Consider the following 24974-nt stretch of genomic DNA (forward strand, 5'->3'; position numbering starts at 1 on the left):
CGCACGCGAGGCGCTTGTACGCCGGGGTCGCGCATCGACTGCGGGGGAATGGGCTCGCGGTCAGGGGGTACGGGCGCCCCCTCGCGGCGCGGGCGTGAGCGGTCGATCCCGGTACCGCTCGCCGTGCGCGCCAAGCCCCGAGGAGGGAGATTTGAGCCCTGGGACCTGTCGCGCGGCCCCGCGGAGGAGGTGGTCGGCGTGTCCGACGGGCAGACGTCCGCCCAGGCGCAGGCCGCGGCGCGTACGCGGGTCGGCCGGCCGCTGCTGTCGCTGGCGCTGGCCTCGATGATGGACGAGGTGCACGCGCACTCCGGGGCCGTGTATCTGCTGGCCGCCGACGAACCCGTGCTGGAGATGGCGGTCATGGCGGGGCTGCCCCGGGCGTTCGCGGCGCCGTGGGAGCGGGTCGGGCTGAGCGCGCCGATCCCGGTCGCGGAGGCGGTGCGTGAGCGGCGGCTCGTCTGGGTCGGGGGCGAGGAGGACATGGCGGCCCGGTATCCGCGGATCGCCGTCGTCCTGCCCTACCCGTTCGCGCTGGCCGCGCTGCCCGTGGCCACCGAGTCCCACGCCTACGGCGCGATCTTCGTGACCTGGCCCGGCACACACCCCCCGGAGCTGTCGGACCGGGAGCGGGACCATCTGAGCGCCGCCTGCCGACGGCTCGCGGTACGGCTGGAACGTGCCGTGGAGCAGAGCCTCCCACCCCTCCCGGAGCCCGATCTCATCGCCGGGCCGGCGTTCAGCGGCGCCGCCGGCACGCTCGGCACGGTGGAGGCGGCGCGGATGGTGTCGCGGCTTCCGTACGGGCTGTGCTCGCTCGATCTGCACGGCCGGATCTGTTTCGCCAACCCCGCGGCGGCCGAGCTGATCGGCGTCCCGGTCACCCGGCTGCTCGGCAACCAGCTGTGGGCGTCGGTGCCCTGGCTCAACGACCCCGTGTACGAGGACCGCTACCGGGCCGCGCTGATGAGCCAGCACACCACCTCCTTCGTGGCGCTGCGCCCGCCCGGGGACTGGCTGTCGTTCCGGATGTATCCGAGCACGACCGGTCTGAGTGTGCGGATCAGCAGGGCCCGAGCGGTGGCGGAGATGGGGCGCCGCGGGCCACGGCCGGACGACCCGCCGGGCCGGCTGGTGACCATCTCCCAGGTGCTCAGCCTGGCCGGCGCGCTGACCGAGGCGGCGGGTGTGCAGGACGTGGTGCAGCTGGTCGCGGACGAGATCGTCCCGGCCGTCGGCAGCCAGGCACTGGTCGTCCTGGGATCGCGGGCGGGCCGGCTGCACGTGCTCGGGCACCGCGGATACCCGGATCCGCGGATCGTGGAGCGGTTCGACGGGCTGCCGCTGGCCGAGCGGACCCCCGGCGCGCATGTCCTGAGCACGGGGGTGCCCGCGTTCTTCGACTCCCGGCAGCAGCTGGAGCGCGTGTATCCGGCGCGGGGCGCGACTGCCGACGGCTTCGCGGCCTGGGCGTATCTGCCGCTGATCGCCTCCGGCCGGCCGGTCGGCACCTGCGTCCTCGCCTACGCCGAACCGCATCCGTTCCCGGCGGACGAACGAGCGGTCCTGACCAGCCTCGGCGGGCTGATCGCGCAGGCCCTGGAGCGGGCCCAACTCTACGACGCCAAGCACCAGTTGGCGCACGGCCTGCAGGCCGCCCTGCTCCCCCACTCGCTGCCGCCGCTGGCCGGCGTCGAGGCGGCCGCGCGCTATCTGCCCGCCACCCAGGGGATGGACATCGGCGGTGACTTCTACGACCTGGTGCCGACGGAGCAGGGCCTGACGGCGGCGGTGATCGGGGACGTACAGGGACACAACGTCACCGCGGCCGGCCTGATGGGCCAGCTCCGCACCGCGGTACGGGCGTTCACGACCGTGGGTCAGGCCCCCGAGGAGGTCATGCGCAGCACCAACCGGCTGCTGCTCGACCTCGGCTCCGACCTGTTCGCCAGCTGTCTGTATCTACGGCTCGATCCGGCGCACGGGCGGGCGGTGATGGCCCGTGCCGGGCATCCGCCGCCGTTGCTGAGACGGCCGGACGGCCGCGTGCGGGTGCTCGATCTCGCCGGTGGCCCGCTGCTGGGCATCGACGGATCGCCCTCCTATCCGACGACGGAGGTCGACCTCACGCCCGGCTGTGTACTCGTCCTCTACACCGACGGGCTGATCGAGTCCCCCGGCGTCGACATCGAGGACGCGCTCGCCGAACTCGGGCAGCTGCTCAGCGAGGCCGGGGAACGGCCCCTGGACGAACTGGCCGATCTGCTCGTCCAGCACAGCGCGGCGCGGCGGGAACGGGTCGACGACGTGGCGCTGTTGCTATTGCGGGCGCGGGACTGACGCCCGGAAACGGAGCGGTCCGGCCCTCCCGCCGGAGGGCCGGACCACGTTCTCGTCCGTCCGGATCACCCGGATCCGTGGGTCGGTGTCAGGGCGTCAGTTCCCGACGCCGTTGCCGACGATCTCACCGAGGCCGTTGCCCGTGCCGTCGGCGTTGCCGTTGCCGACCTCTTCACCGGCCCCGGCTTCCTGACCGGCCCCGGCTTCCTCACCGGCACCCGCCTCTTCGCCCGCACCGGCTTCTTCGCCCGCACCGGCCTCTTCACCGGCACCGGCCTCTTCACCGGCGCCCGCTTCCTCACCGGCACCCGCGCCACCGGCGGCGTCGCCGCCGAGGGTCGCGCCGACCGCCTCCAGGGCGGTGGTCACGGGCTGGAAGAAGGTCTCGCCGCCGACCGTGCAGTCACCGCTGCCGCCGGAGGTGAGGCCGATGGCCAGGCCGTCCTGGGTGAACAGGGAACCGCCGCTGTCGCCGGGCTCGGCGCAGACGTCGGTCTGGATGAGTCCGGTGACCGTGCCCTCGGGGTAGTTCACGGTGGCGTCGAGGCCGAGGACCTGACCGTCACTGAGCCCGGTGGTGCTGCCCATCCGGAAGACCTGGAGGCCGACCTCGGCGTCCGCGGCCTGGCTGATCGCGAGGGTCTGGTCGCCGAGGTTCACCTCGCTCGGTGCCTCGGTCGCCGGGTCGTCGTACTTGACCAGCGCGAAGTCGCCGTCACCGGGGAAGGTGGACTGGTCGACGGTGGCGATCGGCTGACCGCCCTCGGCGTCCGACCACTCGTTGCCTGCGAGCGTGCAGTGACCGGCGGTCAGGAAGGCGGGGGAGCCGTCGCCCGCGGTGACGTTGAAGCCCGTGGAACAGCGTGAGCCGCCGGCGAAGATGGCGTCGCCGCCGGAGAGGAAGGTCTTGAAGGTGCCGGCCGACTTCTTGATGGTCGCCATGCCGGAGCCGAGGCTCTGGACGGTCGACTCCAGCTGGTCCCAGTTGTCGCCGGTGACGGTGGAGTCGGCGGTGACGAGGATCTTGTTCGTTCTGGGGTCGACGGCCCACGCGGTGCCCGGGATGGTCGCCTCGGACTTCAGGGTCTGCGCACCGGACGCGAGCTCGCTCAGGCTGTTCTCGACCTCGCGGACCTTCGCGCCCGCCTTCTTCGCCTGGACGATCACGTTGTTGTTGTCGCCGGGGACGACGTTGACCACGAGCTGCTGGCTCTTGGAGTCGTAGTAGGAACCGGCGAAGGCGTCGCCGAGCAGGCCCGAGAGCTGCGAGGCGAGATCCGACGCGTCCGCCGACTTCAGGGTCTTGGGGGCGGCGGCGTCGTCCGACGTGCCGTCCTGCGACGCGTTGGCGTTCGGCAGCAGGATCGCGGCCGCTCCGAGCGCCACCACGCTGCCCGCTGCTATCGCGGCCTTGCGCTTCGGAATTCGCTTGTGACTCAAACTTCTCGACCTCCTGGGGGACGGGGTCTGTGCCGCCGTTCGTCCGGCGGCTTTTCGGGGCGCCTGGTTGGCAGTTGGTACGCACGGGTCGCACGGGGCGTTCAATTCCGTTTTCGCGCGCCCCACTCGAAACACCGAATCGGCCAAGGACCGCGTCGGACGTCCCGGCGGCGGGAACAATCCCCCATATGACGATGACCACCGCCGAAGCCGACAAGATCCTCTCCGCCAACTTCGCCCCCTGGGTCCTCGCCCTGGGCCTGTCCGTCGAGGCGGTGGAGGAGCGGCGCGCGATCCTGCGCATGCCCTGGTCGGAACAGCTGGCCCGGGAGGGCGGCGCTCTGTCGGGGCAGGCCCTGATGGCGGCCGCCGACACCGCCACCGTGATCGCCGTGTCGGCGGCGCGCGGGGCCTACGGGCCGATGACGACGGTGCAGCAGTCGACGTCGTTCCAGCGCGCGGTGATCGGTTCGGATGTCCTGATCGAAGCGGTTGTCACCAAGCTGGGCCGCCGGATGGCGTTCGCCGACATCGTGATGACCGATGAGGGGTCGGGCGAGATCGCCGCCCGAGCGAGCACGGTGTACGCACTTCTGGGCTGACACGATCCGCTACCGATCAGTAACGGTCGGTTGAGAATCCCGAGCGGAATCTCGACTCCAGGGAATCTGCACATTCAATACTCAACGAAGTCACCGTGCGCCGGGCTTCTGCACAAGCGAGCTACCGACGGTCACCCCCTTGAGGCGGGAGTGTCGCTTTCGCCACCGCATCGCCCGAAGGCCCGCCGGGCGGATGCAACAGGACGTCCGAGCCGATGCTGTGACGCATGTGAAGAAGTCGCCGACAAGACGTGCCCGCGTCTGCACGGATCGGTGCGGCCTGGACCAAAGTGCCCTGGTGAGCACGGAGTTTGATTGGAAGCCCGTACCCGCAGCGTGCTTTGATCCATCGCACCGCAGGGGCCGTCCACGGCTTCCGGAAACGGGCGCCGGGTGCCTGCGGTCGCGGCCGTCATCTGTCCCCAGAGGGGGCCGCTCCCCCTTGTGAAATACCCATTAGGAAGGGAAGTTCCATCATGAACTCCACCCCCCAGGTTGCGACCGTCGAGATCTCCGACGCCGAGCTCGACAACGTCTCCGGCGGCCTGCAGGTCAACGCCGTGAACGGTGCCCTCGACGCTGTCAACGGCATCGCCCCGGTTTCCGGCCTGGTCGACACGGTCGTCGGCACCGTGGAGGGTGTCACCGGCCTGAACACCGCCCCGGTCTCGGGTCTGGTCGCCGGTCTCTGATCGCGCCTTTTTGCACCGCTGAGTCCCGGAGCCGTTCCCCGGTTCCGGGGCTCTTCGGGTGCCGGAAAACAATCCGGCACCGCCCCGCATCACGGCCGGCCCACGCGCGCCGGTCTCCACTCATCCTCAGGTGAGGGAAAGTTCCGTGCAGTTCCGCCAACAGGCCCTCGCCAAGCTCCAGTCACCGGAGGAGCTCGACCTTCCGGTGCGTTTCGCCCGCCCCCAGGGCTGGCTGGTGCTCTCCGTGACGGTGGTCGTCATGGCCGCCGCCTCCGTGTGGGCGGTGACCGGTTCGGTCGCCTCCACGGTCGGCGCGCCCGCCATCCTCACCCACGGGCAGGGCAGCTACATCCTGCAGAGCCCGGTCGCCGGCCAGGTCACCGCGGTCCTCGCCGAGCAGGGCCAGCGGCTCCCGGCGAACTCGCCCGTACTGAAGGTCCGTACGGCCAAGGGCGAAACGGTCGTCCGTACGGTCGCCGCGGGCCGGGTCACCGCGCTCGCCGCCACCATCGGGCAGATCATCTCCACCGGCGCGAACGTCGCCGCCGTGGAGAAGGTCGCCCACACCAAGGACGCGCTGTACGCGACGGTGTACGTGCCCGCCGGGAACGCGGCCTCCATCCCCGACAAGGCGGCAGTGGACCTCACGGTCTCCTCCGTGCCCACCCAGGAGTACGGCGTCCTGCGCGGCCATGTGAAGTCGGTGGACCGCTCGGCGCAGTCGGCGCAGCAGATCGCCGCGTTCCTCGGGGACAACCAGCTGGGCGAGCAGTTCACCAAGGACGGCAGGCCGGTCGCCGTGCTGGTCCAGCTGGACCGGAAGGCGAGCACGAAGAGCGGCTACAAGTGGTCGTCCACGGACGGGCCGCCGTTCTCCCTCACCTCCATGACCATGGCCGAAGCCTCGATCGAGCTGGCCGACGAGCGTCCCGTCGATTGGCTGCTGCCGTGAGCACCGCACAGGAGACCCGCGGCAGCAGGCGCCGCGCCGCCCCGCCGAAGCGCCCGGTGCCCAAGGGCAGGTCGAAGACCGTCCGCACGCCCACCGTGCTCCAGATGGAGGCCGTGGAGTGCGGCGCCGCCTCCCTCGCGATGGTGCTCGGCCACTACGGCCGCCATGTCCCGCTGGAGGAGCTGCGCATCGCGTGCGGCGTCTCCCGCGACGGCTCGCGCGCCAGCAATCTGCTGAAGGCGGCCCGCAGCTACGGGCTGACGGCCAAGGGCATGCAGATGGACACGGCCGCCCTCGCCGAGGTGAAGACCCCGGCCGTCCTGTTCTGGGAGTTCAACCACTACGTCGTCTACGACGGCATGGGTCGCCGCTTCGGCCGCCGCGGCGTCTACATCAACGACCCCGCCAAGGGCCGCCGTTTCGTGCCCATGGAGGACTTCGACGGCAGCTTCACCGGCGTCGTCCTGGTGATGGAGCCCGGCGAGGACTTCAGCAAGGGCGGGCGCAAGCCGGGCGTGCTCGGCGCGATGCCGGCCCGGCTGCGCGGGACCGCGGGCACGATGCCCGCCGCCGTCCTGGCGAGCCTGCTCCTGGTGGTGGTCGGCGCGGCGGTGCCCGCACTGAGCCGCACCTACATCGACATGTTCCTCATCGGCGGCCAGACCTCCCTGCTGGGCGTGCTGTTCGCGTCCATGGGAACCTGCGTCGCGCTCACCCTCGTGCTGACCTGGCTCCAGCAGGCGAACCTGCTGCGCGGCCGCATCATCTCCTCCACCCTCTCCAGCGCCCGCTTCCTGCGGCATCTGCTGCGGCTGCCGGTGACCTTCTTCTCCCAGCGCAGCCCGGCCGACCTGGTGCAACGCCTCCAGTCGAACGACGCGGTGTCCGAGACCCTGGCCCGCGACCTCGCGGCGGCGGGCGTGGACGCGGTGGTGGTCGTCCTCTACGCGATCCTCCTCTACACCTACGACCCGCAGCTCACGTTCGTCGGCATCGGCGTCGCGCTGCTGAACATCGTCGCCATGCGCGTCGTCATCCGCCTGCGCGCGACCCGTACGGCGAAACTGCGCGCGGACAGCGCCCGGCTCACCAACACCGCGTACACCGGCCTCCAGCTGATCGAGACGATGAAGGCGACCGGCGGCGAGGACGGCTACTTCCGCAAGTGGGCGGGACAGCACGCCACCACGCTGGAGGAGCAGCAGCGCCTCGGCGTGCCGAGCGCCTGGCTGGGCGTGGTCGCGCCGACGCTCGCCACGCTCAACAGCGCGCTCATCCTCTGGATCGGCGGCATGCGCGCGGTCGAGGGCGGCATATCCGTCGGCCTGCTGGTCGCCTTCCAGGCCCTGGTCACCCGCTTCACCGCCCCGATCACCCGACTGAACGGCGTCGCCGGCCGCATCCAGGACTTCGCCGCGGACGTGGCCCGCCTGAAGGACGTCGAGAACTTCGAGGCGGACCCGCTCTACGGCCGTGCAGGTACCGGCGAGTCGACGCGCCGCCTGCACGGGCACGTCGAACTCCAGAACATCACCTTCGGCTACAGCCCCCTCGACAAGCCGCTGCTGACCGGCTTCGACCTGACGGTGGGCCCCGGCCAGCAGGTGGCCCTGGTCGGCGGCTCCGGCAGCGGCAAGTCGACGGTCTCCCGGCTGATCTCGGGCCTGTACGCCCCCTGGGAGGGCGTCATCCGCATCGACGACCAGCGCATCGAGGACATCCCGCGCGGCGCGCTCGCCGCCTCCGTCTCCTTCGTCGACCAGGAGGTGTTCCTCTTCGAGGGCACGATCCGCGACAACGTGGCGCTGTGGGACCCGTCCATCCCGGACGACGCGGTGGTGGACGCCCTGCGTGACGCGGCGCTGTACGACGTGGTCATGCGCCGCCCGGGCGGCATCCAGAGCAAGGTGGAGCAGGACGGCCGCAACTTCTCCGGCGGGCAGCGCCAGCGTCTGGAGATCGCGCGGGCGCTGGTGCGCCGCCCCAGCATCCTGGTCCTCGACGAGGTGACGAGCGCGCTGGACGCCGAGACCGAGCAGGTCGTGATGGACAACCTGCGCAAGCGCGGCTGTGCCTGTGTGGTGATCGCGCACCGGCTCAGCACCGTGCGCGACAGCGACGAGATCGTCGTACTCCAGCACGGCACGATCGTCGAGCGCGGGCGGCACGAGGAGCTGGTGGCGCGCGGTGGCGCGTACGCGGCGCTGGTCAAGGAGCGGTGAGATGACCTCCGTCCACGAGGGCGACCTCGTTCTCAACGCGCTGGGTCAGATGGGCACGCGCATCGACTGCGCGGGCTTCAACCGGCTCGACCTCGAAGGCCCGCAGGTGCTGTGGCTGGTCGCGTCCGGTGCCGTGGACCTGTTCGCGGTCGACGCCGGACAGCAGGGCCACTGGCACCACCTCGGCCGGCTGGAGGCGGGCTCGCTGCTGCTGGGCCCGGTCGCCGGACCGCAGCACACGCTGGTGGCCCGACCGCTGCGGGACTGCGTCGTACACCGCATCGGGCTGCGCGAGCTGTACCAGCCCGCGAACACCCAGACCTGGTCCTACGACGAGTACGGCAACCCGCAGTACGTCCCGCCGCAGACCAGCCCGCTGGAGTACGCCCTCGCGCTCGGCGTCGGCCGCAGTCTCTCCATCCTCTTCCAGGCACCGATGGCCACCGAGCGCGCCGCGGAGGTGACCGACGACGACGTCTTCTGGATGCAGGTCCCGCCCGGCAGTGTGCAGTACGGCTCGCTGTACGGCGCGGAGGCGGCCGCCGACCTCCTGATGGACCCGGCGGTCTGGCAGTCCATGGTGGACCAGCAGTACCGCCTGCTGACCACGCTGGACCGGTGGATCGAGCAGCTGGAACGCACCCACGAGACGCGCACCGCGGCGGGCATCAAGGCCGGCGAGGCGGTGCGCGCGCAGGCCGACCAGACGCTGCTGGCGTCCATCGGCAAGCGCGGCGACAAGCGGACGACGGCCGCCGACGCGGACGCCACCCACGCCGCCTGCAAGCTGGTCGCCCAGGCGGCCGGGATCACGCTGGCCGAGCCCGCGCAGAGCGGCACCGAGAGCGACCGGCTCGACCCGGTCGAGCGGGTGGCCATCGCGTCGCGCGTGCGCACCCGGGCCGTACGGCTGGACGGGCGGTGGTGGCGGGACAACGTAGGGCCGCTGGTGGGCCATCGGGCCCTGTCGGGTGCGCCGGTGGCGTTGCTGTGGCGGCGCGGCGGCTATGTCGCCGTCCATCCGGCGACCGGTCGTGAGACGCCGATCGAGAAGGCCAACGCGGAGGAGTTCGAGCCGCGTGCGGTGATGTTCTACCGGCCGCTGCCCGACCGCGCGCCCAGCCCGCTGAGGCTGCTGCGGTTCAGCATGCGGGGCACGGGCGGTGATCTGACGAACCTCCTGGTCAGCGGACTGGTCACGGTGGCCATCGGGGCGCTGGTGCCGATCGCGACCGGCAAGGTGCTGGGCGAGTTCGTGCCGAAGGCCCAGACCGGGCTGATCGTGCAGTTCTGTCTGGCCGTGATGATCAGCAGTGTCGTGGCCGCGGCGTTCATGCTGCTGCAGAACCTGACGATCCTGCGCCTTGAGGGCCGTATCGAGGCGACGCTCCAACCGGCCCTGTGGGACCGGCTGCTGCGGCTGCCCACGAAGTTCTTCACCGAGCGCTCGACCGGCGAACTGGCCAGTCAGGCCATGGGGATCAGCGCGATCCGCCGCCTGATGGCCGGAGTGGGTCCGGTCGTCGCGTCGTCGGTGACGGTCGGCGCGATGAACCTGGCGCTGCTGTTCTGGTACAGCGTGCCGATGGCGCTGGCTGCGATCGGCATGCTCGTCGTCATCGCGGGCGTGTTCCTCGGGCTCGGGCTGTGGCAGGTGCGCTGGCAGCGGCGGCTGGTGGTGCTCAGCAACAAGCTGAACAACCAGGCGTTCCAGACGCTGCGCGGCCTGCCGAAGCTGCGGGTCGCGGCGGCCGAGAACTACGCGTACGCGGCCTGGGCTGCACAGTTCGCGCGCAGCCGTGAGCTCCAGCAGAAGGTGGGGCGCATCAAGAACCTCACCACAGTGATGGGCGCCGTGTACCTGCCCGTGTGCACGCTGCTGATGTTCATGCTGCTGGCTGGTCCGGCTCGCGGAACGATGTCGGCGGCCGCGTTCCTCACCTTCAACACCTCGGTGACGATGCTGCTGACCTCGGTCACCCAGCTGACGGGCTCGTTCGTGTCGGCGGTGGCCGCGCTGCCGCTGTTCGAGGAGATCAAGCCGGTGCTGGAGGCCACGCCGGAGGTGCGCACGGCGAGCACCCGGCCGGGTCCGCTGACCGGTTCGATCGAGGCGCGCCGGCTGTCCTTCCGGTACTCCGACGACGGCCCGCTGGTCCTCGACGACGTGTCCTTCGACGTCCGGCCGGGCGAGTTCGTGGCGATCGTCGGCCCCAGTGGCTGCGGCAAGTCGACGCTGCTCAGGCTGCTGATCGGCTTCGACAAGCCGGTCTCGGGCAGTGTCCTGTACGACGGTCAGGATCTGTCGGCGCTGGACCAGTCGGCCGTGCGGCGGCAGTGCGGGGTGGTGCTGCAGCACGCCCAGCCGTTCACCGGCTCGATCCTCGACGTCATCTGCGGCACCGAGCCGTACACGCCGGAGGAGGCGATGGCGGCGGCCGAGATGGCCGGGCTCGCCGAGGACATCAAGCGGATGCCGATGGGGCTGCACACCATCGTCTCCGGCAGCGGCGCGATCTCCGGCGGCCAGCGGCAGCGGCTGATGATCGCCCAGGCGCTGATCCGCCGGCCGCGCATCCTCTTCTTCGACGAGGCGACCAGCGCCCTCGACAACGAGACGCAGCGCACGGTCATCGAGTCGACCAAGGCGCTCAACGCCACCCGCATCGTCATCGCGCACCGTCTGTCCACGGTGCTGGACGCCGACCGCGTGATCGTGATGGAGGACGGCAAGGTCGCCCAGCAGGGCCCGCCCGCACAGCTGCTCGCGGACACGAACGGTCGGCTGCACGAGCTGGTGCGCCGCCAGATGGCCTGAACCGCCAGGCTGATCTTCAGGCCCATCCGTCAGACCGATCAGTCGGACCGATCCGTCAGGCGTCCACGCCCGGGATCGGGGCGCCCGAGGGGAAACCGGCGGCGACATAGCCGTCGTAGAGGCCCTTCCAGGGCGCCTCGGCCCCGGCGTGCGGCCCCTCGAATCGCTCCCCGCGCGCGTGTGCGTCGAGGGCGGTCAGGCACACCTCCCAGCCGGCGCCGTTGCGCGCGGCGGTGTTCTCGGCGACGAGGACGTTGGTGAGGGTGAAACGGGTGCGCCCGTCGCCCAGGGACTCCAGGTCGAAGTGGAGCTCGTCGCCGCCCCACTCGAAGGACAGGTGGCGGGGCTCGTCGACGGCGATGACGCGGCCCGTGGAGTCCTCCGTGTTCGGGTCGCCGCCGAACCTGATCGTGCCGCCGGGGCGCAGCTCGATCTCGGCGCGGGACGGGAACCAGTGGGCGAGTTCGTCGACGTCGGTCACGAACCGCCAGACCCGCTCGACGGGGTGGTCGTAGGTGCGGCTGAAGCGGACGGCCGGGCGACCGTCGTCCAGGGTCAGATAGGTGCCGGTGAGGTCGGCGGTCATGGGGATCAGTCCTTCGTGACGGGTTCCTCGGGATCGTCCGGCGCCTCGTCGAGCCGACGGCCCAGCTTGTCCAGGCTCGTGTTCCAGAGCCTGCGGTACGGGGCCAGCCAGGCGTCGAGCTCGGCGATGGGCGCGGGTGCCAGGGCGTAGACGCGGCGCTGCGCGTCCTGCCGGACCCGCACCAGGCCCGCCTCCCTCAGCACCTTGAGGTGCTTGGAGGTGCTCGGCTGGCTCAGCCCGCATGCCTCCACGATCTCCCCGACGGGCCGGGGCCGCTCCAGGAGCAGCGCGATGATGGCCCGTCGGTGCGGATCGGCGAGGGCGGTCCAGAGCGAGGCGTCGGCCATAGCAGCCAATATGCATCACCAGTTATATGCCCGTCAAGGAATTCGAGCCGAATACGTTTCGAAACGTTGCCGTTTCGCTCGCGGAGGGTCTAGTCTCCTCGAAGTGAACGAAACAGTTTCGTTTACCTCCGCATTACCTTCGCCCGACTTTCCCTGGAGTTGAATCCCGATGCCCCAGAAGACACTGACGGACAGCGCCCGTGAGGGCGCCGTCGAGGCGCCGTCGGCGGCGGCCTCGACGAAGCGGTGGTGGATCCTCGCGATCATCGCCGTCGCACAGCTGATGGTGGTGCTGGACGCCACGATCGTGAACATCGCCCTGCCCTCGGCCCAGGCCGACCTCGGCTTCTCCGACGGCAGCCGGCAGTGGATCGTCACCGCCTACGCGCTGGCGTTCGCGTCCCTGCTGCTGCTCGGCGGCCGGATAGCGGACCTCTTCGGCCGCAAGCCCGCCTTCCTGGTCGGCGTCGTCGGCTTCGCGGGCGCGTCCGTACTGGGCGGCGCCGCGACCGGCTTCGAGATGCTGGTCATCGCGCGTGCTCTCCAGGGTGCCTTCGGCGCGCTGCTCGCACCCGCCGCGCTCTCGCTGCTCAACACGACGTTCACCGACGCCCGGGAGCGGGCCCGCGCGTTCAGCGTCTACGGTGCCATCGCCGGTGCCGGTGGCGCGGTGGGCCTGCTGCTCGGCGGTGTGCTGACCGACGCCCTCGACTGGCGCTGGACGCTGTACGTCAACGTGCCCATCGCGGCCCTCGCCTTCGTGGGCGGCTGGCTGCTGCTGAGCAACCACCGCGACGCCGTCGACTCCAAGCTGGACGTGCCGGGCACGATCCTGGTCGCCACCGGACTGTTCGCCGTGGTCTACGGCTTCTCCAACGCCGAGACGCATGACTGGGGTTCGCCCGAGACCTGGGGCTTCCTGCTGGCCGGCGGCGTACTGCTGGCGGCGTTCGCCTGGTGGCAGACCCGGGCCGCGCACCCGCTGCTGCCGCTGCGGATCCTGCTCGACCGGGACCGCGCCGCCTCGTTCCTGACCGTGCTGATCACCGGCGCCGGAATGTTCGGCGTGTTCCTCTTCCTGACCTACTACCTCCAGATCAACCTGGGTTTCAGCCCGACGAAGACAGGGGTCGCGTTCCTGCCGATGGTCGCGGCGCTGATGGTGATGGCGCAGATCGGCACCACAGTCCTGGTGCCGCGACTCGGCCCCAAGGTCGTCCTGCCGCTGGGCTTCGCGATCGCCACCGCCGGTATGGCCTGGCTGACCGGAATCGGCATCGGCTCGGACTACACGACCGCGGTACTGCCGCAGCTGATCATCGTCGGCGTCGGCCTCGGCATGGTCATGCCGCCCGCCATGCAGCTGGCCACCGGCGGGGTGGCGGCCGAGGACGCGGGTGTCGCCTCCGCCACGGTCAACGCGATGCAGCAGGTGGGCGGTTCGATCGGTACCGCGCTGCTCAACACGCTCGCCGCGAGCGCCGCGACGGACTACCTCGCCGGTCGTGACGCCACCAGCAAGCTGGTGCAAGCCCAGGCGACGATCGAGAGCTACACCACCGCCTTCTGGTGGTCGGCGGGCTTCTTCGCCGCCGGCGCCCTGATCGCCTTCGTGCTCTTCCGTCGCGGGGTGCCGCAGCAGGACGCGTCCGCCGCACCGGTCGTCCACATGTGACCGTCCGCACCGACCGACCGACCGCCCGACCCACCCGCGAAGAGGGGCCGCCGTCCACAGGGAGACGGCGGCCCCTCTTCGCGGGTTCGGGTACGGCGCTCGCGTCGTGACGGCGGCGCACAGGAGCTGTTTCCGTTGCCCCGACCGGGAATCGGGTACCGGGGTCGTATGCGAATCAGCGTCGTGGATGTGGGGTCGAACACGGTCCGGTTGGTCGTGGCTGATGCGGAGGGCGGAGCTCCACTGCCGGTCCATACCGCCAAGTGGCGACTGAGGCTGTCGGAGCAGGTCAGACCCGGGGAGGCCGTTCCCGAGGAAGCCGTCGAGCGGCTGGTGCACGCGGTCGCGGCGGCGGACCGGACCGCGCTGCGGTGGGGCGCGACCGCTCCCCTGGCCTTCGCGACCGCCGTGGTGCGCGCCGCCCCGAACCGCCGGGACGTGCTGCGCGCCGTGCGGACGCGGACGGGGGTGCCGCTGTGCACCTTGCCGGGCGAGGTGGAGGCCGAGCTGACGTTTCTCGGAGCGCGACGGTGGATGGGCTGGCGGTCGGGGCCGCTCGCACTGCTGGACATCGGCGGCGGCTCGCTCGAAGTGGCCTTCGGGCGCGGCCGGTTACCCGACTTCGTGGCGTCGCTGCCGCTCGGCGCGGCACGGCTGACCCATGAGTTCCTCGACGGCGAGGACCCGCCGACGACCGCGGGGGTACGCGCCCTGCGCCGCAAGGTCCGCCACCAACTGCGGGACGTGGCGGCCCGGATCCGCTGGGAGGGACCACGCACGGCGGCGGCCACCTCACGTACGTTCCAGCAGCTGGGCCGGTTGTGCGGGGCCGCGGCCGGGCGTCACGGGCCGTTCGTGGAACGGCAGTTGGCGCGCTCGGACCTGCGCGAGGCCGTCGACCGCCTCTCCGCGCTGACCGCCTCCGAACGCGCCCTGCTCCCCGGCATCTCCGCGCCGCGCGCCGCACAGAGCCTGGCCGGCGCGGTGGTGGCACACACCTCGATGAAGCTGACCGGGCTCCGCGCGGTCACGATCTGCCCGTGGGCGATCCGCGAAGGGATCATGCTGCGGCACATAGAGGACGGCGCCGGCTGGTGGGCGGAGGTGTCGCGCCCTGAGGAGGAGAGCACTCCACCCGAGCCGGTGCCGCTGAGGATCGCGCAGGCGAACAACTGAGCACCACCGACGGCACCGCGGAGTCCGCCGAGCGAAGGAGGAGTTCGAGGGCGAGTGACGTGGCCTGACCAGGCCTGACCGGGCTGGGCCTGCCTGACCGTCCCCCACGGGCCTCCGCCCGAGGCACCGGCCAGGTACTGCCGGCCCGGCCATGGCCCAGCCGGTCCGGTACGAGCGCAACACACGCGCGCGGGTGCACAGGCGCCCCACGGGTACTCGGCAGCCATGGCACACGACGCCCCGGGGGCACACGACGGCGAAGGACCGCGGCTGCCGTCCGCGCGCGGCCCCGTGTCCGCTTCCGTCGCGGAGTACCTGCGGGGCACGGGCGCACCGCCCGGCAGCCAGGACGTCGCGGGCGCGCCCGTCTACGGCGACGATCTCCAGCTGGCCCTCTATCTCTGCTACGAACTGCACTACCGCGGATTCGCGGGGGTGCCCGAGGCCCTTGAGTGGGACCCGGACCTGCTGCGCGTCCGCGCGGCGCTGGAGCACCGCTTTCTCACCGCCCTGCGCGCGGACGTGCCCGTCCACGACAGCGTCGACGACGCGCTGGCCGACCTCCTCGTCGAACCCGTCGACGGCACCGGCGTCAGCCACCATCTCTCCGCCGAGGGCGAGTTGTGGCAGGTGCGCGAGTACGCGGCCCAGCGCTCCCTGTACCACCTCAAGGAGGCGGACCCGCACGCCTGGGTACTGCCCCGGCTGTGGGGCAGGGCCAAGTCCGGCATGGCGGCGGTGGAGTTCGACGAGTACGGCGGCGGCCGCACCGACCGCATCCACGCACGCCTCTTCGCCGACCTGATGGCGGACCTGGGCCTGGACACGACGTACGGGCACTATCTCGACGAGGGGGCCGCGGAAGCCCTGGCCACGGTCAACCTGATGTCCCTGCTCGGACTGCACCGGGCGCTGCGCGGAGCGCTCGTCGGCCATTTCGCGGCGGTGGAGATCACCTCGTCGCCGGCCTCCCGACGGCTGGCCGAGGCGATGCGCCGCACGGGCGCCGGGCCCGCCGCCGAGCACTTCTACGACGAGCATGTCGAGGCGGACGCGGTGCACGAGCAGGTCGTACGGCACGACGTCATCGGGGGTCTGCTCGCCGAGGAACCGCATCTCGCTCCCGACGTCGCCTTCGGAATCGACGTCACCGGATATCTGGAGGACCGCTTCGCCGACCGGCTGCTGGGCGCCTGGCGCGCGGGACGGACGTCGCTCCACACGCCCCCGCGATCCGAAATACCCCTTAGTTCCTGAATGCCCGGGTACCCGGGGCTGGTGAAAACACTGGTACCACCGGGCGTGTACACCCCTCAGGAGGACACCGACCTGCTGGTCGGGGCCCTGCGTGACGAACCGCTGCCGGACGGCGCGGACGTCCTCGACGTGGGGACCGGCTCGGGCGCGCTGGCCATCGAGGCCGCCCGGCGCGGCACGCGGGTGACCGCGGTGGACGTGTCCTGGCGCGCGGTGTGCACGGCACGGCTGAACGCCCGGCTGGCCCGGCTCCCGGTCCGCATCCGGCACGGCAACCTCTTCGCCCCGGTGCGGGGGCAGTCCTTCGACCTCATCCTGGCCAATCCGCCGTATGTGCCCACGCCGGGCACGGACCACGTGCCGCGCGGTGCCGCCCGGTCCTGGGACGCGGGCCGGGACGGCCGGCTCGTCCTCGACCGGATCTGCCGGGAGGCTCCCGCCCTGCTGCGTCCCGGCGGTGTCCTCCTGGTCGTGCACTCGTCGCTCAGCTGCCCCGACCGGACGCTGGCGCATCTGCGCGGGTCGGGCTTGAAGGCATCCGTGACGCGGCGCCGCGTGATCCCGTTCGGGCCCGTGCTGCGGTCGCGGGAGGGGTGGCTGCGGGAGCGCAGTCTGGTGGCGGGCCGGGATCAGAAGGAAGAGCTGGTGGTCGTTCGTGCCGAAGTCCCCGTCTGACGAACCGCGCCGGATCAAGGTCCAGCGCCAGGGCCCTGTCCTGGTGGAGGGGCCGGTCGAGGTGGAGCTGGAGGACGGCACGATCGTCGTCTCCGACCGCTTCCGCGTCGCCCTGTGCACCTGCCGTCGCAGCCGTCGCTATCCCTGGTGCGACACCAGCCATCGCGACCGGACCAAGGATCGGTGAGGCGGCCGGACGAAGAGTCAGACGACAAGTCAACCGTTACCGGCGGAATTCACCAGGTCGAGTGAACCAGATCTTGCACGCGGCACCGCAGGGATGCTCACGCCCGCCTCCGGGTAACAACCCTGATCAAATGCGCCCCCTGCCGAGGTGGAGCGGACATGACGCCGGACGCCGACGACCGCGCCCCCCATCCGACGGAGAGTATGGCCGCGGACTCTTCCCGGCCCGTGCCGCCGCCGGCGAACGCCCATGCCCGCACCCGGAGATGCGGCCCGTTCACGGTGGTGGAGGTCCTGGGTGAGGTCGATCTGGCGACGGCGGCGCTGGTCGCCGAGCATCTGGACGCGGCGACGGGGCGGCCGGAGCCGGATGTGCTGGTCGATCTGCGAGGGGTCGACTTCTTCGACTGCTCGGGGCTGCGCGTCCTGTGCCGGGCCGAGACCCGCGCCCGGGACCGCGGCGGGCGCCTGCGGGTCGTGTCCGACGCCCAGCGGTTGCGGCGGCTGTTGCGCGGGGCGGGCCTGCTGGGTCGCTTCCCGCCCTTGCCCGGAGTCCCCGGGGAAGACGAATGATCCCGCCGGAATCGTCCGAGGCGGGATCATTGCCGTGACAATCCGGGATCCGAAGGATCCCGGAGCGTTACGAGGTGTCGGCCGGGCGGCCCCACTCCGCCCGGCCGACCCCCGGTGCGAGATCGCAAGAGGCCCCTCGGCACGGCTCGCACTCCCCATCCGCGAGCCTCTGCCGAACTGCACGGGGACCGCGCGATCCCGGTCCTAGAACGCGAAGAGGCTTGTCCCGTAGGAGCCCTTCACGCACTCGTTGCTGAAGGTGCGCTCATAGGAGACGCGTTGGCCCTGCCAGACCCCTTCGACCGTGACGATCACGGGGTCGTACTGCTTGGTGCACAGCACGCCGTCTCTACTCCTCAGGGCATCGAAGTTCCCGGCCACACTGCGCAGTTCGACGCACGCGGAGGCGGCGTCGGGATGGGTACCGGAGGGCGTCGGAGCGCAGCTCAGGGTGACGGCGCGCACCGGGGTCGTGAGGGTGGCGCTGTCGCCGTGGGCCAGGGTGAGCACCAGCGCCGAGGGGGCGTAGAGAGAGGCGAGGGCGGCGTCCGGGGCGGCGAGGGCGGATCCGGTCAGGGGTCCGCAGACGGCGGTGGCCGTGAGAGCGAGGGTCGCTGCCCAGCGCGCGGTGTTCCGCATTGTGTGCATCCTTCCGCTTGATTCGGGGGTGTGTCGGCTCCGACGCGATCGGTGCCGGAGCGACGAGCGGGAGTCTGCCGAGTCCGCCGCCGAAACTCACATCGACACCACGTGTTTCAGTAACCTTGCGTGTTGAATCAGTGGCGTGAAGTAACGGAGTTCGAACGTTCCAACGCCGGAAGTTGGCGGTTCTTGATCGTTCCAAGACGCCGAGTGGCCGGATTGCGCACGCTCATTAATAGGCCTGAAACATTCCGGTTGGGCCGTCGGTCGACCCGCCCGGACCCCCTTGTGTTCATGGAAGAACGGAGTAATCGTCATTACATGATTACCAGCGAGCAACGAGAGAAGCTGCGCGGCTGGTTCGCCGGCCGCCTGCCCGACGACCTCTTCGAGGAGCTGACCGAGGTGACGGTCGACCGCGAGGAGATCACCGTGATCGGCCGCATCCCCGCACCCCACCTGGCCGAGGGCGCCCCGGCCGCCGAGCGAGAAGCGGCCGTGGAGGGCCGGATCCAGGAGTTCCGGGAGCGCACCCGGGACACCCGGATCGGAGTGGCCCGCGACGCCGAACACCGGTTCCGCCGCAAGGTCTCCTGGGGTGTGGAGTGCGGTGCGGAGCGTGCCCTGTTCACACATGTGGCCGCGCCTGTGATGACCCGGCTGCGCCAGCCCGAGCGTCAGGTCCTCGACACCCTGATCGCCGGCGGGGTCGCCCGCAGCCGCAGTGAGGCCCTGGCCTGGTGCGTACGACTGGTCCAGCGGCACACCGACGACTGGCTCACCGAGCTGCGCGAGTCCCTGGAGAACGTGCAGCGGGTGCGGGCGCAAGGGCCGGACGCGGAGCCGGAGGAGGCTCCCCAGGACAACGAGTGATGGAGGTTTCGTCCACTCACGGCACCGAAGATGGATGAACCGTCCTCTGGTGCGGATCTTGTGCGACGCCGTACCGTCTGCTGATCCCTGAGAGGACGGCATCCGCACTGCCCGCACACCCCAGCGGCAGACACCGCCGTCGGCCCCGCCGCGCCACAACGCGCTCCATCGCCCCGCCCACGCTGGAGCCTTCCTGTGCCCCCACAGTCACCACAGCCTCCTCAGCCACCACAGTCCCCACAGCCCGAACTCCCCTCCCCCGCTCCCTCCTTGACCGAGGTCGAGAGCCACGGCGTCGACCGCATCCCCGACGCCGAGCGCAGCGCGACCCCGCTGGACCTGTTCCGCCTGGCCTTCGGCGGCGCCAACACCTTCTCCACCTGCCTCCTGGGCGCCTTCCCGATCCTGTTCGGCCTCTCCTTCTGGCAGGGCCTCGCGGCCACGCTCCTCGGGGTCGTCGCGGGCGCGCTGATCCTGTGCCCCATGGCGGTGTTCGGACCGGTCTACGGCACCAACAACGCCGTCTCGTCCTCCGCGCACCTCGGTGTGCACGGCCGCGTGGTCGGCTCGTTCCTGTCCCTGCTGACGGCCGTCGCGTTCTTCTCCATCTCGGTGTGGAGCTCCGGCGACGCCCTGGTCGGCGGCGCGCACCGGCTCTTCGGCCTGACCCGCGGCACCCTGTCCTACGTCGTCGCGTACGCCCTGTTCGCCGGCCTGGTCCTCGCGGTGTGCGTGTACGGCTTCCGTTTCATGCTGTTCGTCAACAAGATCGCCGTGCCCTCGGCGAGCGTGCTCTTCCTGATCGGCGTGATCGCCTTCGCCGGCGACTTCGACCCGTCGTACGCGGGCGTCTTCACGGACTCCGCGGACGCGGCGACCCGGTCGCTGTTCTGGCCGTCTTTCATCGGCGCGGCCCTGATCGTGCTCTCCAACCCCGTCTCGTTCGGGGCGTTCCTCGGCGACTGGTCGCGCTACATCCCGGCGGGCACGCCGCGCCGCAGGGTGATCGGCGCCGCGTTCCTGTCGCAGCTCGCGACGCTGCTGCCGTTCGTCCTCGGCCTGGCGACGGCGAGCATCATCGCCACGAAGGTTCCGGAGTACGTCGATCCGGCGGCACCCGACTTCGTGGGCGGGCTGCTGGCGATCTCACCGGGCTGGTACTTCCTGCCGGTGTGTCTGCTGGCGCTGATCGGCGGCATGGCGACGGGGACGACCGCGTTGTACGGGACCGGGCTCGACTTCTCCTCGGTGTTCCCGCGGCTGTCGCGGGTGCAGGCGACGCTGCTGGTCGGCGCGTTGTCGATCGCGTTCATCTTCGTCGGACGGTTCGGCCTCGACCTCGTGCGGTCGATCTCGACCTTCGCGACCATGATCATCACCTGCACCACGCCGTGGATGGTCGTGATGATGCTGGGCTACTGGACCCGACGCGGCTGGTACGACCCCGACGCCCTGCAGGTCTTCAACCGCCGTCAGCGCGGCGGCCGTTACTGGTTCGCGCACGGCTGGAACTGGCGGGGCATGACCGCCTGGTGGGTGGCGGCGCTGATCGGCGTGCTGTTCACCAACATCCCGGGCCAGTTCGTCGGCCCGCTGGGCGGTCTCGCGAACGGGGTGGACATCAGCCTGCCGTTGTCGCTGGCCGTCGCCGCCGTCCTGTTCCTGACGCTGCTACGGCTGTTCCCCGAGCCTCGGGCGGTGTACGGGCCGCAGGGTGCGCGGCTGGTCCGTACCGTAGACGTACCGGTGCCGGCGATCACCGGCCCCGGTGCGAAGGCCGACGGCGAGGCGTTGCCAGACCCGTCCGCCACGTTGCGGTCCTGACCGACTTCGTACTGATGGCAGGGGCGTAGGCGTGGGACGAGGTGCGGGCGGCGGTCAAGGAGAACAGCGGCGTCCGGCCGCCGCTCACCACGGCGACGAGCCCTGGGGGGACATGCGTCCCGCACAAAGGCGGTGGCCGCCCCCTGATCCACTCGCCCGCCTACCGGTCGGTATGGTCGGCGTACTGCGCGTTCTCAGCGACGAGAGGCGGGATGTACGACATGGCGAAGCACTGGGCGGACTTCCAGTACGAGATCTATCTGAACGGACTGTCGGGGGCCGTGCCCCGGCTGCCCACTGATCTGACCCGGCTGGAGGATCTGACCGAGCAGCGCCTGGGTCCCGGTCCCGTCGGCTATGTCGCGGGCAGCGCGGGCGACGGCAGCACCGCCCGCGCCAACCGGGCGGCGCTGCGGCGCCGCCGGATCGTGCCGCGCATGCTGCGGGACGTGCACGAACGGGATCTGTCCGTCGAGGTGTTGGGCCGCGCCCTGCCCGCCCCGCTGGCTCTCGCACCCGTCGGCGTGCTGTCGATCATGCACCCGGACGCCGAGTGCGCGGCCGCCCGGGCCGCGGCGGCGCAGGGTGTGCCGTTCATCCTGTCCTCGGCGTCCAGCACGCCCATGGAACAGGTGGCGCAGGCGATGGGCGACGCCGAGCGCTGGTTCCAGCTGTACTGGCCCAAGGATCCCGAGGTGGCCCGGAGTTTCCTGGACCGGGCGAAGGCAGCCGGGTTCACCGCGCTCGTCGTCACCCTGGACACGCCGATGCTGGCCTGGCGGCCGCGCGATCTCGACCAGGCGTATCTGCCGTTCCTGCACGGCGTGGGCACCGCCAACTACTTCTCCGACCCGGCCTTCCAGGCGGGCCTGGCCAAGCCCGTGCTGGAGGATCCCAACGCGGCCGTCATGCACTTCGTCGGGATGTTCTCGGACCCCGCCAAGACCTGGCCCGACCTGGCATTCCTGCGGGAGAACTGGGACGGCCCGATCGTCCTCAAGGGCATCCTGCACCCGGACGACGCCCGCGCGGCCGCCGACGCCGCGATGGACGGGGTCGTCGTCTCCAACCACGGCGGCCGTCAGGTGGCCGGGTCCATCGGGGCGGCCGACGCCCTGCCCCGGGTCGTGGCGGCGGTCGGCGACCGGCTGACGGTGCTGTTCGACAGCGGCGTGCGCACCGGCGACGACATCTTCAAGGCCCTCGCGCTCGGCGCGCGGGCGGTGCTGGTCGGACGGCCCTACGCCTACGGGCTCGGCCTCGACGGACAGGCCGGCGTCGAGCACGTCATCCGCTGCCTGCTCGCCGAACTCGACCTCACCCTCGCCCTGTCCGGGCACGCCACCCCCGCCACGATCGGCCCCGCCGACCTCATCGAGGAATCCGCATGACCGTCGCCAAGGCCACCACGGCAACCACGGCCACCAAGAACGTCCTCGCCGTCATCTCCCCGCACGTGGGCGGCCGTGACATCGGAGCCGGCCTCGCCACGCTCTTCCCCGAGGGTGCGCGGGTCACCGTCGTCGAGGCGGCCGACGAGGACCTGGCCGCCCTGCGCGCCGCGCACGTCGTCATCACCGGGCTCGCCCCGGTCACCGCCGAACACCTCGCCGCCGCACCGGAGTTGGAGCTGGTGCAGTGCGCGAGCCACGGCTTCGACTACGTCGACGTGGGCGTGGCGCGCGAGCGCGGAGTGCGGGTGTGCAACATCGGCTCCAGCGGCGCCGAGGCGCAGAACGTGGCCGAGCAGACCTTCGCTCTCATGCTCGCGCTGGCCAAGCAGATCGTCCCCGCCCACACCGCGCTCGTCGACGCCGACTGGGCGCTCCCCCGTCTCCAGCAGTCGCTGACCGAACTGTCCGGCAAGACGATCGGCATCGTGGGCCCGGGCCAGATCGGGCAGCAAGTCGCCCGTCGCGCGGTGGCGTTCGACATGAACGTGGTCTACGCCGGACGACGCCGACTCCCGCCGGAGACGGAGGCCGAGCTCGGCGATGCCCGCCACGTCCCGCTCGACGAACTCCTGCGCACCGCCGACTACATCTCCCTGCACACCCCGCTCACCGACGAGACCCGGAACATGCTGAACGCCGAGCGGCTGGCGCTCCTCAAGCCGACGGCGTTCGTGATCAACACCGCGCGAGGCGCCCTGATCGACCAGGACGCCCTCGCGGGCGCACTGGAGAAGGGCACCGTCGCCGGGGCGGGCATCGACGTCTTCGACCCCGAACCCCCCACCCCCGCCCTGCGCCTCCTCCGCGCCCCGAACGTGGTGCTCTCCCCCCACATCGGCGGCGTCACCCGCGAGACCCTCGTCCGCATCGCCCTCGCCGCCGTCCAGAACGTGACGGACTTCCTGGCGGGCGGGACACCTCGGGACGTCGTGAACTAGGCGGTTCGACAACACCGTGCGGGGGCGCGGGCGCGACCAGCCACAACGGCGCCGCAGACGACCGGCGCCCCCCCCTCGCGGCGCTACTCCCACGCCCCTCCAGCCGGCGGAGCGCCCCGCACCGCCTGTGCCCCCGGCGTCTCCGCCTCCGCACTCGACAGCGACCCGGGGTTCGCCGATGTCGCCGGATCGGTCAGCCAGCGCTGTGTTTCGGAGCCGTCTCGGACCTTGACGACGATGTCGGCGCCCTCGGCCGCAGCGGTGGGGGCGAGGGCGAGCCGCTCGTCCCAGCGGGGCAGCAACTCGCCCCGCACGGTGAGGTCGTAGCGCACGTCGTCGGCCCGCTCGGAGTCGTCGTCGGCACACTTGCCGAGGATCACCACACCGGCGTCCACATGGGAGTCCAGGCACAGGTCGGGGTCCGCCACGCTGCGCAGCAGGCCGTCCTTCTTGTACGACCACTGCTGGGTGTCGTCGTCCGAGCAGTCGGCCAGTTCGGTCCCGGCCCCTGCCTTCGGCTCGCCGCGGATGTCGAGGCACAGGTCGACCTCGGCGTTGCGGAACCTGGTCTGGCGTGGTGCGTTGGGGAGTTGGGCCGTGCCGGGCGGCGAGGCGGACGCCGCTGGGGACGACTGGGTTCCCGTGTTGCCGCCGGTGGCGGAGGCGGCCGGGTCGACCCCGTCGTCGTCCGACAGCAGACCCGCGCCGAGCATGATCGCGATCAGTCCGGCCGAGGCGACGCCGACCCCCGTGAGCAGCGTCCGGGACGAGCGCGGGCCGCCGGGCGACCGGCGGATCTGCGCGGGGATCCGTGCCAGCAGGTGACGCCGTCCGGCGCCGTGCCGGGCGGAGCCGCGTTCGCGGGATCCGGTGGACTGCGTACGGCCGGGTCTGGTGTCCAGATAGCGGCGCGCACCCCAGCCGAGCACCGCCTCGGCGATGAGGACGCCCAACCCGCCCTCGAAATGACTCAGTTGCTCGGCGGCGTTACGGCAGTAGCGGCACTGCGTCAGATGCTGCTGGACATCCGGCAGCAGGGCCCCGCCCCGGCGTATCGGAACGTCGAGGAGGCGGTTGTAGAACCGGCAATCCTTCGTCGGCGCGAGTTCCCGATGGGCATGTACACAACCTTCGCGGAATTTATCACGCGCCTGTTCGAGGGCGGCCGAGGCGGTGACGGTATCCATGCCCAACAGACCGGCGGGCACGCTTAACGGCTCGGCCTCGACCTCCGTATGCCAGAGCAGACAGCGGGCAAGTCCCGGAAGTGCCTGGAATGACCGATCGGCGAGCCTGCGATTTTCGGGCGTCATGGACCTCGCGGTACGTATACCGCGGCCGCCCGCGGGTTTCCCCAACTCCGGCAGAACGCCGGCTATCCGGTCGTCGGCAGCCCACTGCCGGACCGCGTCCCGGACGGCCACGAGCAGCCGGGGACGCAGCGCGGCGGCCGGTTCGCCCAGCGCCAGGCGGTCGAGGACGTGGTGGAAGGCGGCGGCGGTGACCATGTCGGCAGCGGTAGCCGAGGAGGCGAGGCAGATCTCCGCGTACGCGTGGGCCGGCTGCCAGTGCCGCGCCATGAGCAGCGCGACGGACGGAGCGGCCTCACCGTCCGGACGGCCCCGCAGCCGGGCGGCGAGAGCTTCGTCGGATTCCTCGGGAACCCCGCCTGGCGGGGGGTGAGGAGGACGAGGGGGGTGGG

21 protein-coding genes are annotated in these 24974 nt (G+C 71.3%); 16 read left to right on the forward strand and 5 right to left on the reverse strand.

The genetic code is table 11. The features are described from left to right. Positions 1-189 precede the first annotated feature (189 nt). Positions 190-2340 carry a SpoIIE family protein phosphatase gene (locus tag ADK36_RS01950; RefSeq protein ID WP_048578976.1) on the forward strand — a complete coding sequence of 717 codons (2151 nt, stop codon included), beginning with the start codon at positions 190-192 and terminating at the stop codon, positions 2338-2340. A gap of 96 nt (positions 2341-2436) precedes the next feature. Here the strand turns inward: ADK36_RS01950 and ADK36_RS01955 are convergent, their stop codons facing one another. Beyond that, a complete protein-coding gene (locus ADK36_RS01955; protein WP_053196011.1) occupies positions 2437-3780 on the reverse strand; it encodes a S1 family peptidase in 1344 nt (447 codons plus the stop codon). Positions 3781-3968: 188 nt separating this feature from the next. On the opposite strand from ADK36_RS01955, the gene ADK36_RS01960 reads away from it, so the two are divergent. The 5 genes from ADK36_RS01960 (at position 3969) to ADK36_RS01980 (ending at position 11066) form a co-directional block, all read left to right on the forward strand. Then, the gene (locus ADK36_RS01960) at positions 3969-4382 is read left to right on the forward strand and encodes a PaaI family thioesterase (protein WP_048578978.1); all 414 of its coding nucleotides are present in this window, start codon (positions 3969-3971) and stop codon (positions 4380-4382) included. Positions 4383-4858: 476 nt separating this feature from the next. Next, complete coding sequence (locus ADK36_RS01965) at positions 4859-5074, forward strand: hypothetical protein (protein ID WP_030052098.1); 216 nt, start codon at positions 4859-4861, stop codon at positions 5072-5074. A 145-nt stretch (positions 5075-5219) separates the two neighbouring features. After that, positions 5220-6026, forward strand: a complete 807-nt coding sequence (locus ADK36_RS01970) for an HlyD family efflux transporter periplasmic adaptor subunit (RefSeq protein WP_048578979.1) — start codon at positions 5220-5222, stop codon at positions 6024-6026. Then, a complete protein-coding gene (locus ADK36_RS01975; RefSeq protein WP_048578980.1) occupies positions 6023-8248 on the forward strand; it encodes an NHLP family bacteriocin export ABC transporter peptidase/permease/ATPase subunit in 2226 nt (741 codons plus the stop codon). Before ADK36_RS01970 ends, ADK36_RS01975 begins: the two co-directional genes overlap by 4 nt. A gap of 1 nt (position 8249) precedes the next feature. Continuing rightward, positions 8250-11066 carry an NHLP bacteriocin export ABC transporter permease/ATPase subunit gene (locus ADK36_RS01980; protein WP_048578981.1) on the forward strand — a complete coding sequence of 939 codons (2817 nt, stop codon included), beginning with the start codon at positions 8250-8252 and terminating at the stop codon, positions 11064-11066. Positions 11067-11121: 55 nt separating this feature from the next. Here the strand turns inward: ADK36_RS01980 and ADK36_RS01985 are convergent, their stop codons facing one another. Both ADK36_RS01985 and ADK36_RS01990 read right to left on the reverse strand, forming a co-directional pair. Beyond that, positions 11122-11652, reverse strand: a complete 531-nt coding sequence (locus ADK36_RS01985; protein ID WP_048578982.1) for an SRPBCC family protein — start codon at positions 11650-11652, stop codon at positions 11122-11124. A 5-nt stretch (positions 11653-11657) separates the two neighbouring features. Next, the gene (locus tag ADK36_RS01990) at positions 11658-11999 is read right to left on the reverse strand and encodes an ArsR/SmtB family transcription factor (protein WP_048578983.1); all 342 of its coding nucleotides are present in this window, start codon (positions 11997-11999) and stop codon (positions 11658-11660) included. 169 nt (positions 12000-12168) lie between these two features. On the opposite strand from ADK36_RS01990, the gene ADK36_RS01995 reads away from it, so the two are divergent. The 6 genes from ADK36_RS01995 (at position 12169) to ADK36_RS02020 (ending at position 17541) form a co-directional block, all read left to right on the forward strand. Beyond that, positions 12169-13674 carry an MFS transporter gene (locus tag ADK36_RS01995; RefSeq protein WP_048578984.1) on the forward strand — a complete coding sequence of 502 codons (1506 nt, stop codon included), beginning with the start codon at positions 12169-12171 and terminating at the stop codon, positions 13672-13674. 168 nt (positions 13675-13842) lie between these two features. Beyond that, positions 13843-14850 (forward strand): hypothetical protein, encoded by a 1008-nt coding sequence (locus ADK36_RS02000; RefSeq protein WP_048578985.1) that lies wholly within the window; start codon positions 13843-13845, stop codon positions 14848-14850. Between the two features lie 225 nt (positions 14851-15075). Then, a complete protein-coding gene (locus tag ADK36_RS02005) occupies positions 15076-16107 on the forward strand; it encodes an iron-containing redox enzyme family protein (protein WP_048578986.1) in 1032 nt (343 codons plus the stop codon). Further along, positions 16108-16782, forward strand: coding sequence for a HemK2/MTQ2 family protein methyltransferase (locus ADK36_RS02010; RefSeq protein ID WP_048578987.1), 675 nt, complete (start codon positions 16108-16110; stop codon positions 16780-16782). Further along, entirely contained in the window at positions 16763-16969 is a 207-nt protein-coding gene (locus ADK36_RS02015) for a CDGSH iron-sulfur domain-containing protein (protein WP_048578988.1), read from the forward strand. Before ADK36_RS02010 ends, ADK36_RS02015 begins: the two co-directional genes overlap by 20 nt. A 158-nt stretch (positions 16970-17127) precedes the next feature. After that, entirely contained in the window at positions 17128-17541 is a 414-nt protein-coding gene (locus ADK36_RS02020; RefSeq protein WP_048578989.1) for an STAS domain-containing protein, read from the forward strand. Between the two features lie 204 nt (positions 17542-17745). Here ADK36_RS02020 and ADK36_RS02025 read toward each other — a convergent pair whose 3' ends face one another. Beyond that, the gene (locus tag ADK36_RS02025; RefSeq protein WP_048578990.1) at positions 17746-18180 is read right to left on the reverse strand and encodes a protease inhibitor; all 435 of its coding nucleotides are present in this window, start codon (positions 18178-18180) and stop codon (positions 17746-17748) included. 324 nt (positions 18181-18504) lie between these two features. Here ADK36_RS02025 and ADK36_RS02030 point away from each other — a divergent pair, with 324 nt between their 5' ends. The 4 genes from ADK36_RS02030 (at position 18505) to ADK36_RS02045 (ending at position 23272) form a co-directional block, all read left to right on the forward strand. Beyond that, positions 18505-19056, forward strand: coding sequence for a hypothetical protein (locus ADK36_RS02030; RefSeq protein WP_048578991.1), 552 nt, complete (start codon positions 18505-18507; stop codon positions 19054-19056). Positions 19057-19326: 270 nt separating this feature from the next. Next, positions 19327-20880: a purine-cytosine permease family protein gene (locus ADK36_RS02035; protein ID WP_107083580.1), complete on the forward strand. Its 1554-nt coding sequence runs from the start codon at positions 19327-19329 to the stop codon at positions 20878-20880. A gap of 221 nt (positions 20881-21101) precedes the next feature. Continuing rightward, positions 21102-22271 carry an alpha-hydroxy-acid oxidizing protein gene (locus ADK36_RS02040; RefSeq protein WP_048579231.1) on the forward strand — a complete coding sequence of 390 codons (1170 nt, stop codon included), beginning with the start codon at positions 21102-21104 and terminating at the stop codon, positions 22269-22271. Further along, a complete protein-coding gene (locus ADK36_RS02045) occupies positions 22268-23272 on the forward strand; it encodes a 2-hydroxyacid dehydrogenase (RefSeq protein ID WP_048578993.1) in 1005 nt (334 codons plus the stop codon). The genes ADK36_RS02040 and ADK36_RS02045 overlap by 4 nt, the downstream gene beginning before the upstream one ends. 83 nt (positions 23273-23355) lie before the next feature. Here ADK36_RS02045 and ADK36_RS02050 read toward each other — a convergent pair. Beyond that, positions 23356-24974: RICIN domain-containing protein (locus ADK36_RS02050; protein WP_053196034.1), on the reverse strand; the 1619-nt coding region annotated here is incomplete at its 5' end.

The sequence above is a fragment of the Streptomyces viridochromogenes genome (assembly GCF_001270495.1).
Lineage (GTDB): Bacteria > Actinomycetota > Actinomycetes > Streptomycetales > Streptomycetaceae > Streptomyces > Streptomyces viridochromogenes_A.

Bases quoted from the DNA above. Each gene is read 5' to 3' on its own strand.
- ADK36_RS01995 (WP_048578984.1), top strand. From the start codon at position 12,169: ATGCCCCAGAAGACACTGACGGACAGCGCCCGTGAGGGCGCCGTCGAG.
- ADK36_RS02045 (WP_048578993.1), top strand. From the start codon at position 22,268: ATGACCGTCGCCAAGGCCACCACGGCAACCACGGCCACCAAGAACGTC.
- ADK36_RS01990 (WP_048578983.1), bottom strand. From the start codon at position 11,999: ATGGCCGACGCCTCGCTCTGGACCGCCCTCGCCGATCCGCACCGACGG.
- ADK36_RS02010 (WP_048578987.1), top strand. From the start codon at position 16,108: ATGCCCGGGTACCCGGGGCTGGTGAAAACACTGGTACCACCGGGCGTG.
- ADK36_RS02025 (WP_048578990.1), bottom strand. From the start codon at position 18,180: ATGCGGAACACCGCGCGCTGGGCAGCGACCCTCGCTCTCACGGCCACC.
- ADK36_RS02000 (WP_048578985.1), top strand. From the start codon at position 13,843: ATGCGAATCAGCGTCGTGGATGTGGGGTCGAACACGGTCCGGTTGGTC.
- ADK36_RS02020 (WP_048578989.1), top strand. From the start codon at position 17,128: ATGACGCCGGACGCCGACGACCGCGCCCCCCATCCGACGGAGAGTATG.
- ADK36_RS01980 (WP_048578981.1), top strand. From the start codon at position 8,250: ATGACCTCCGTCCACGAGGGCGACCTCGTTCTCAACGCGCTGGGTCAG.
- ADK36_RS02005 (WP_048578986.1), top strand. From the start codon at position 15,076: ATGGCACACGACGCCCCGGGGGCACACGACGGCGAAGGACCGCGGCTG.
- ADK36_RS01985 (WP_048578982.1), bottom strand. From the start codon at position 11,652: ATGACCGCCGACCTCACCGGCACCTATCTGACCCTGGACGACGGTCGC.
- ADK36_RS02030 (WP_048578991.1), top strand. From the start codon at position 18,505: ATGATTACCAGCGAGCAACGAGAGAAGCTGCGCGGCTGGTTCGCCGGC.
- ADK36_RS02040 (WP_048579231.1), top strand. From the start codon at position 21,102: ATGGCGAAGCACTGGGCGGACTTCCAGTACGAGATCTATCTGAACGGA.
- ADK36_RS01965 (WP_030052098.1), top strand. From the start codon at position 4,859: ATGAACTCCACCCCCCAGGTTGCGACCGTCGAGATCTCCGACGCCGAG.
- ADK36_RS01960 (WP_048578978.1), top strand. From the start codon at position 3,969: ATGACGATGACCACCGCCGAAGCCGACAAGATCCTCTCCGCCAACTTC.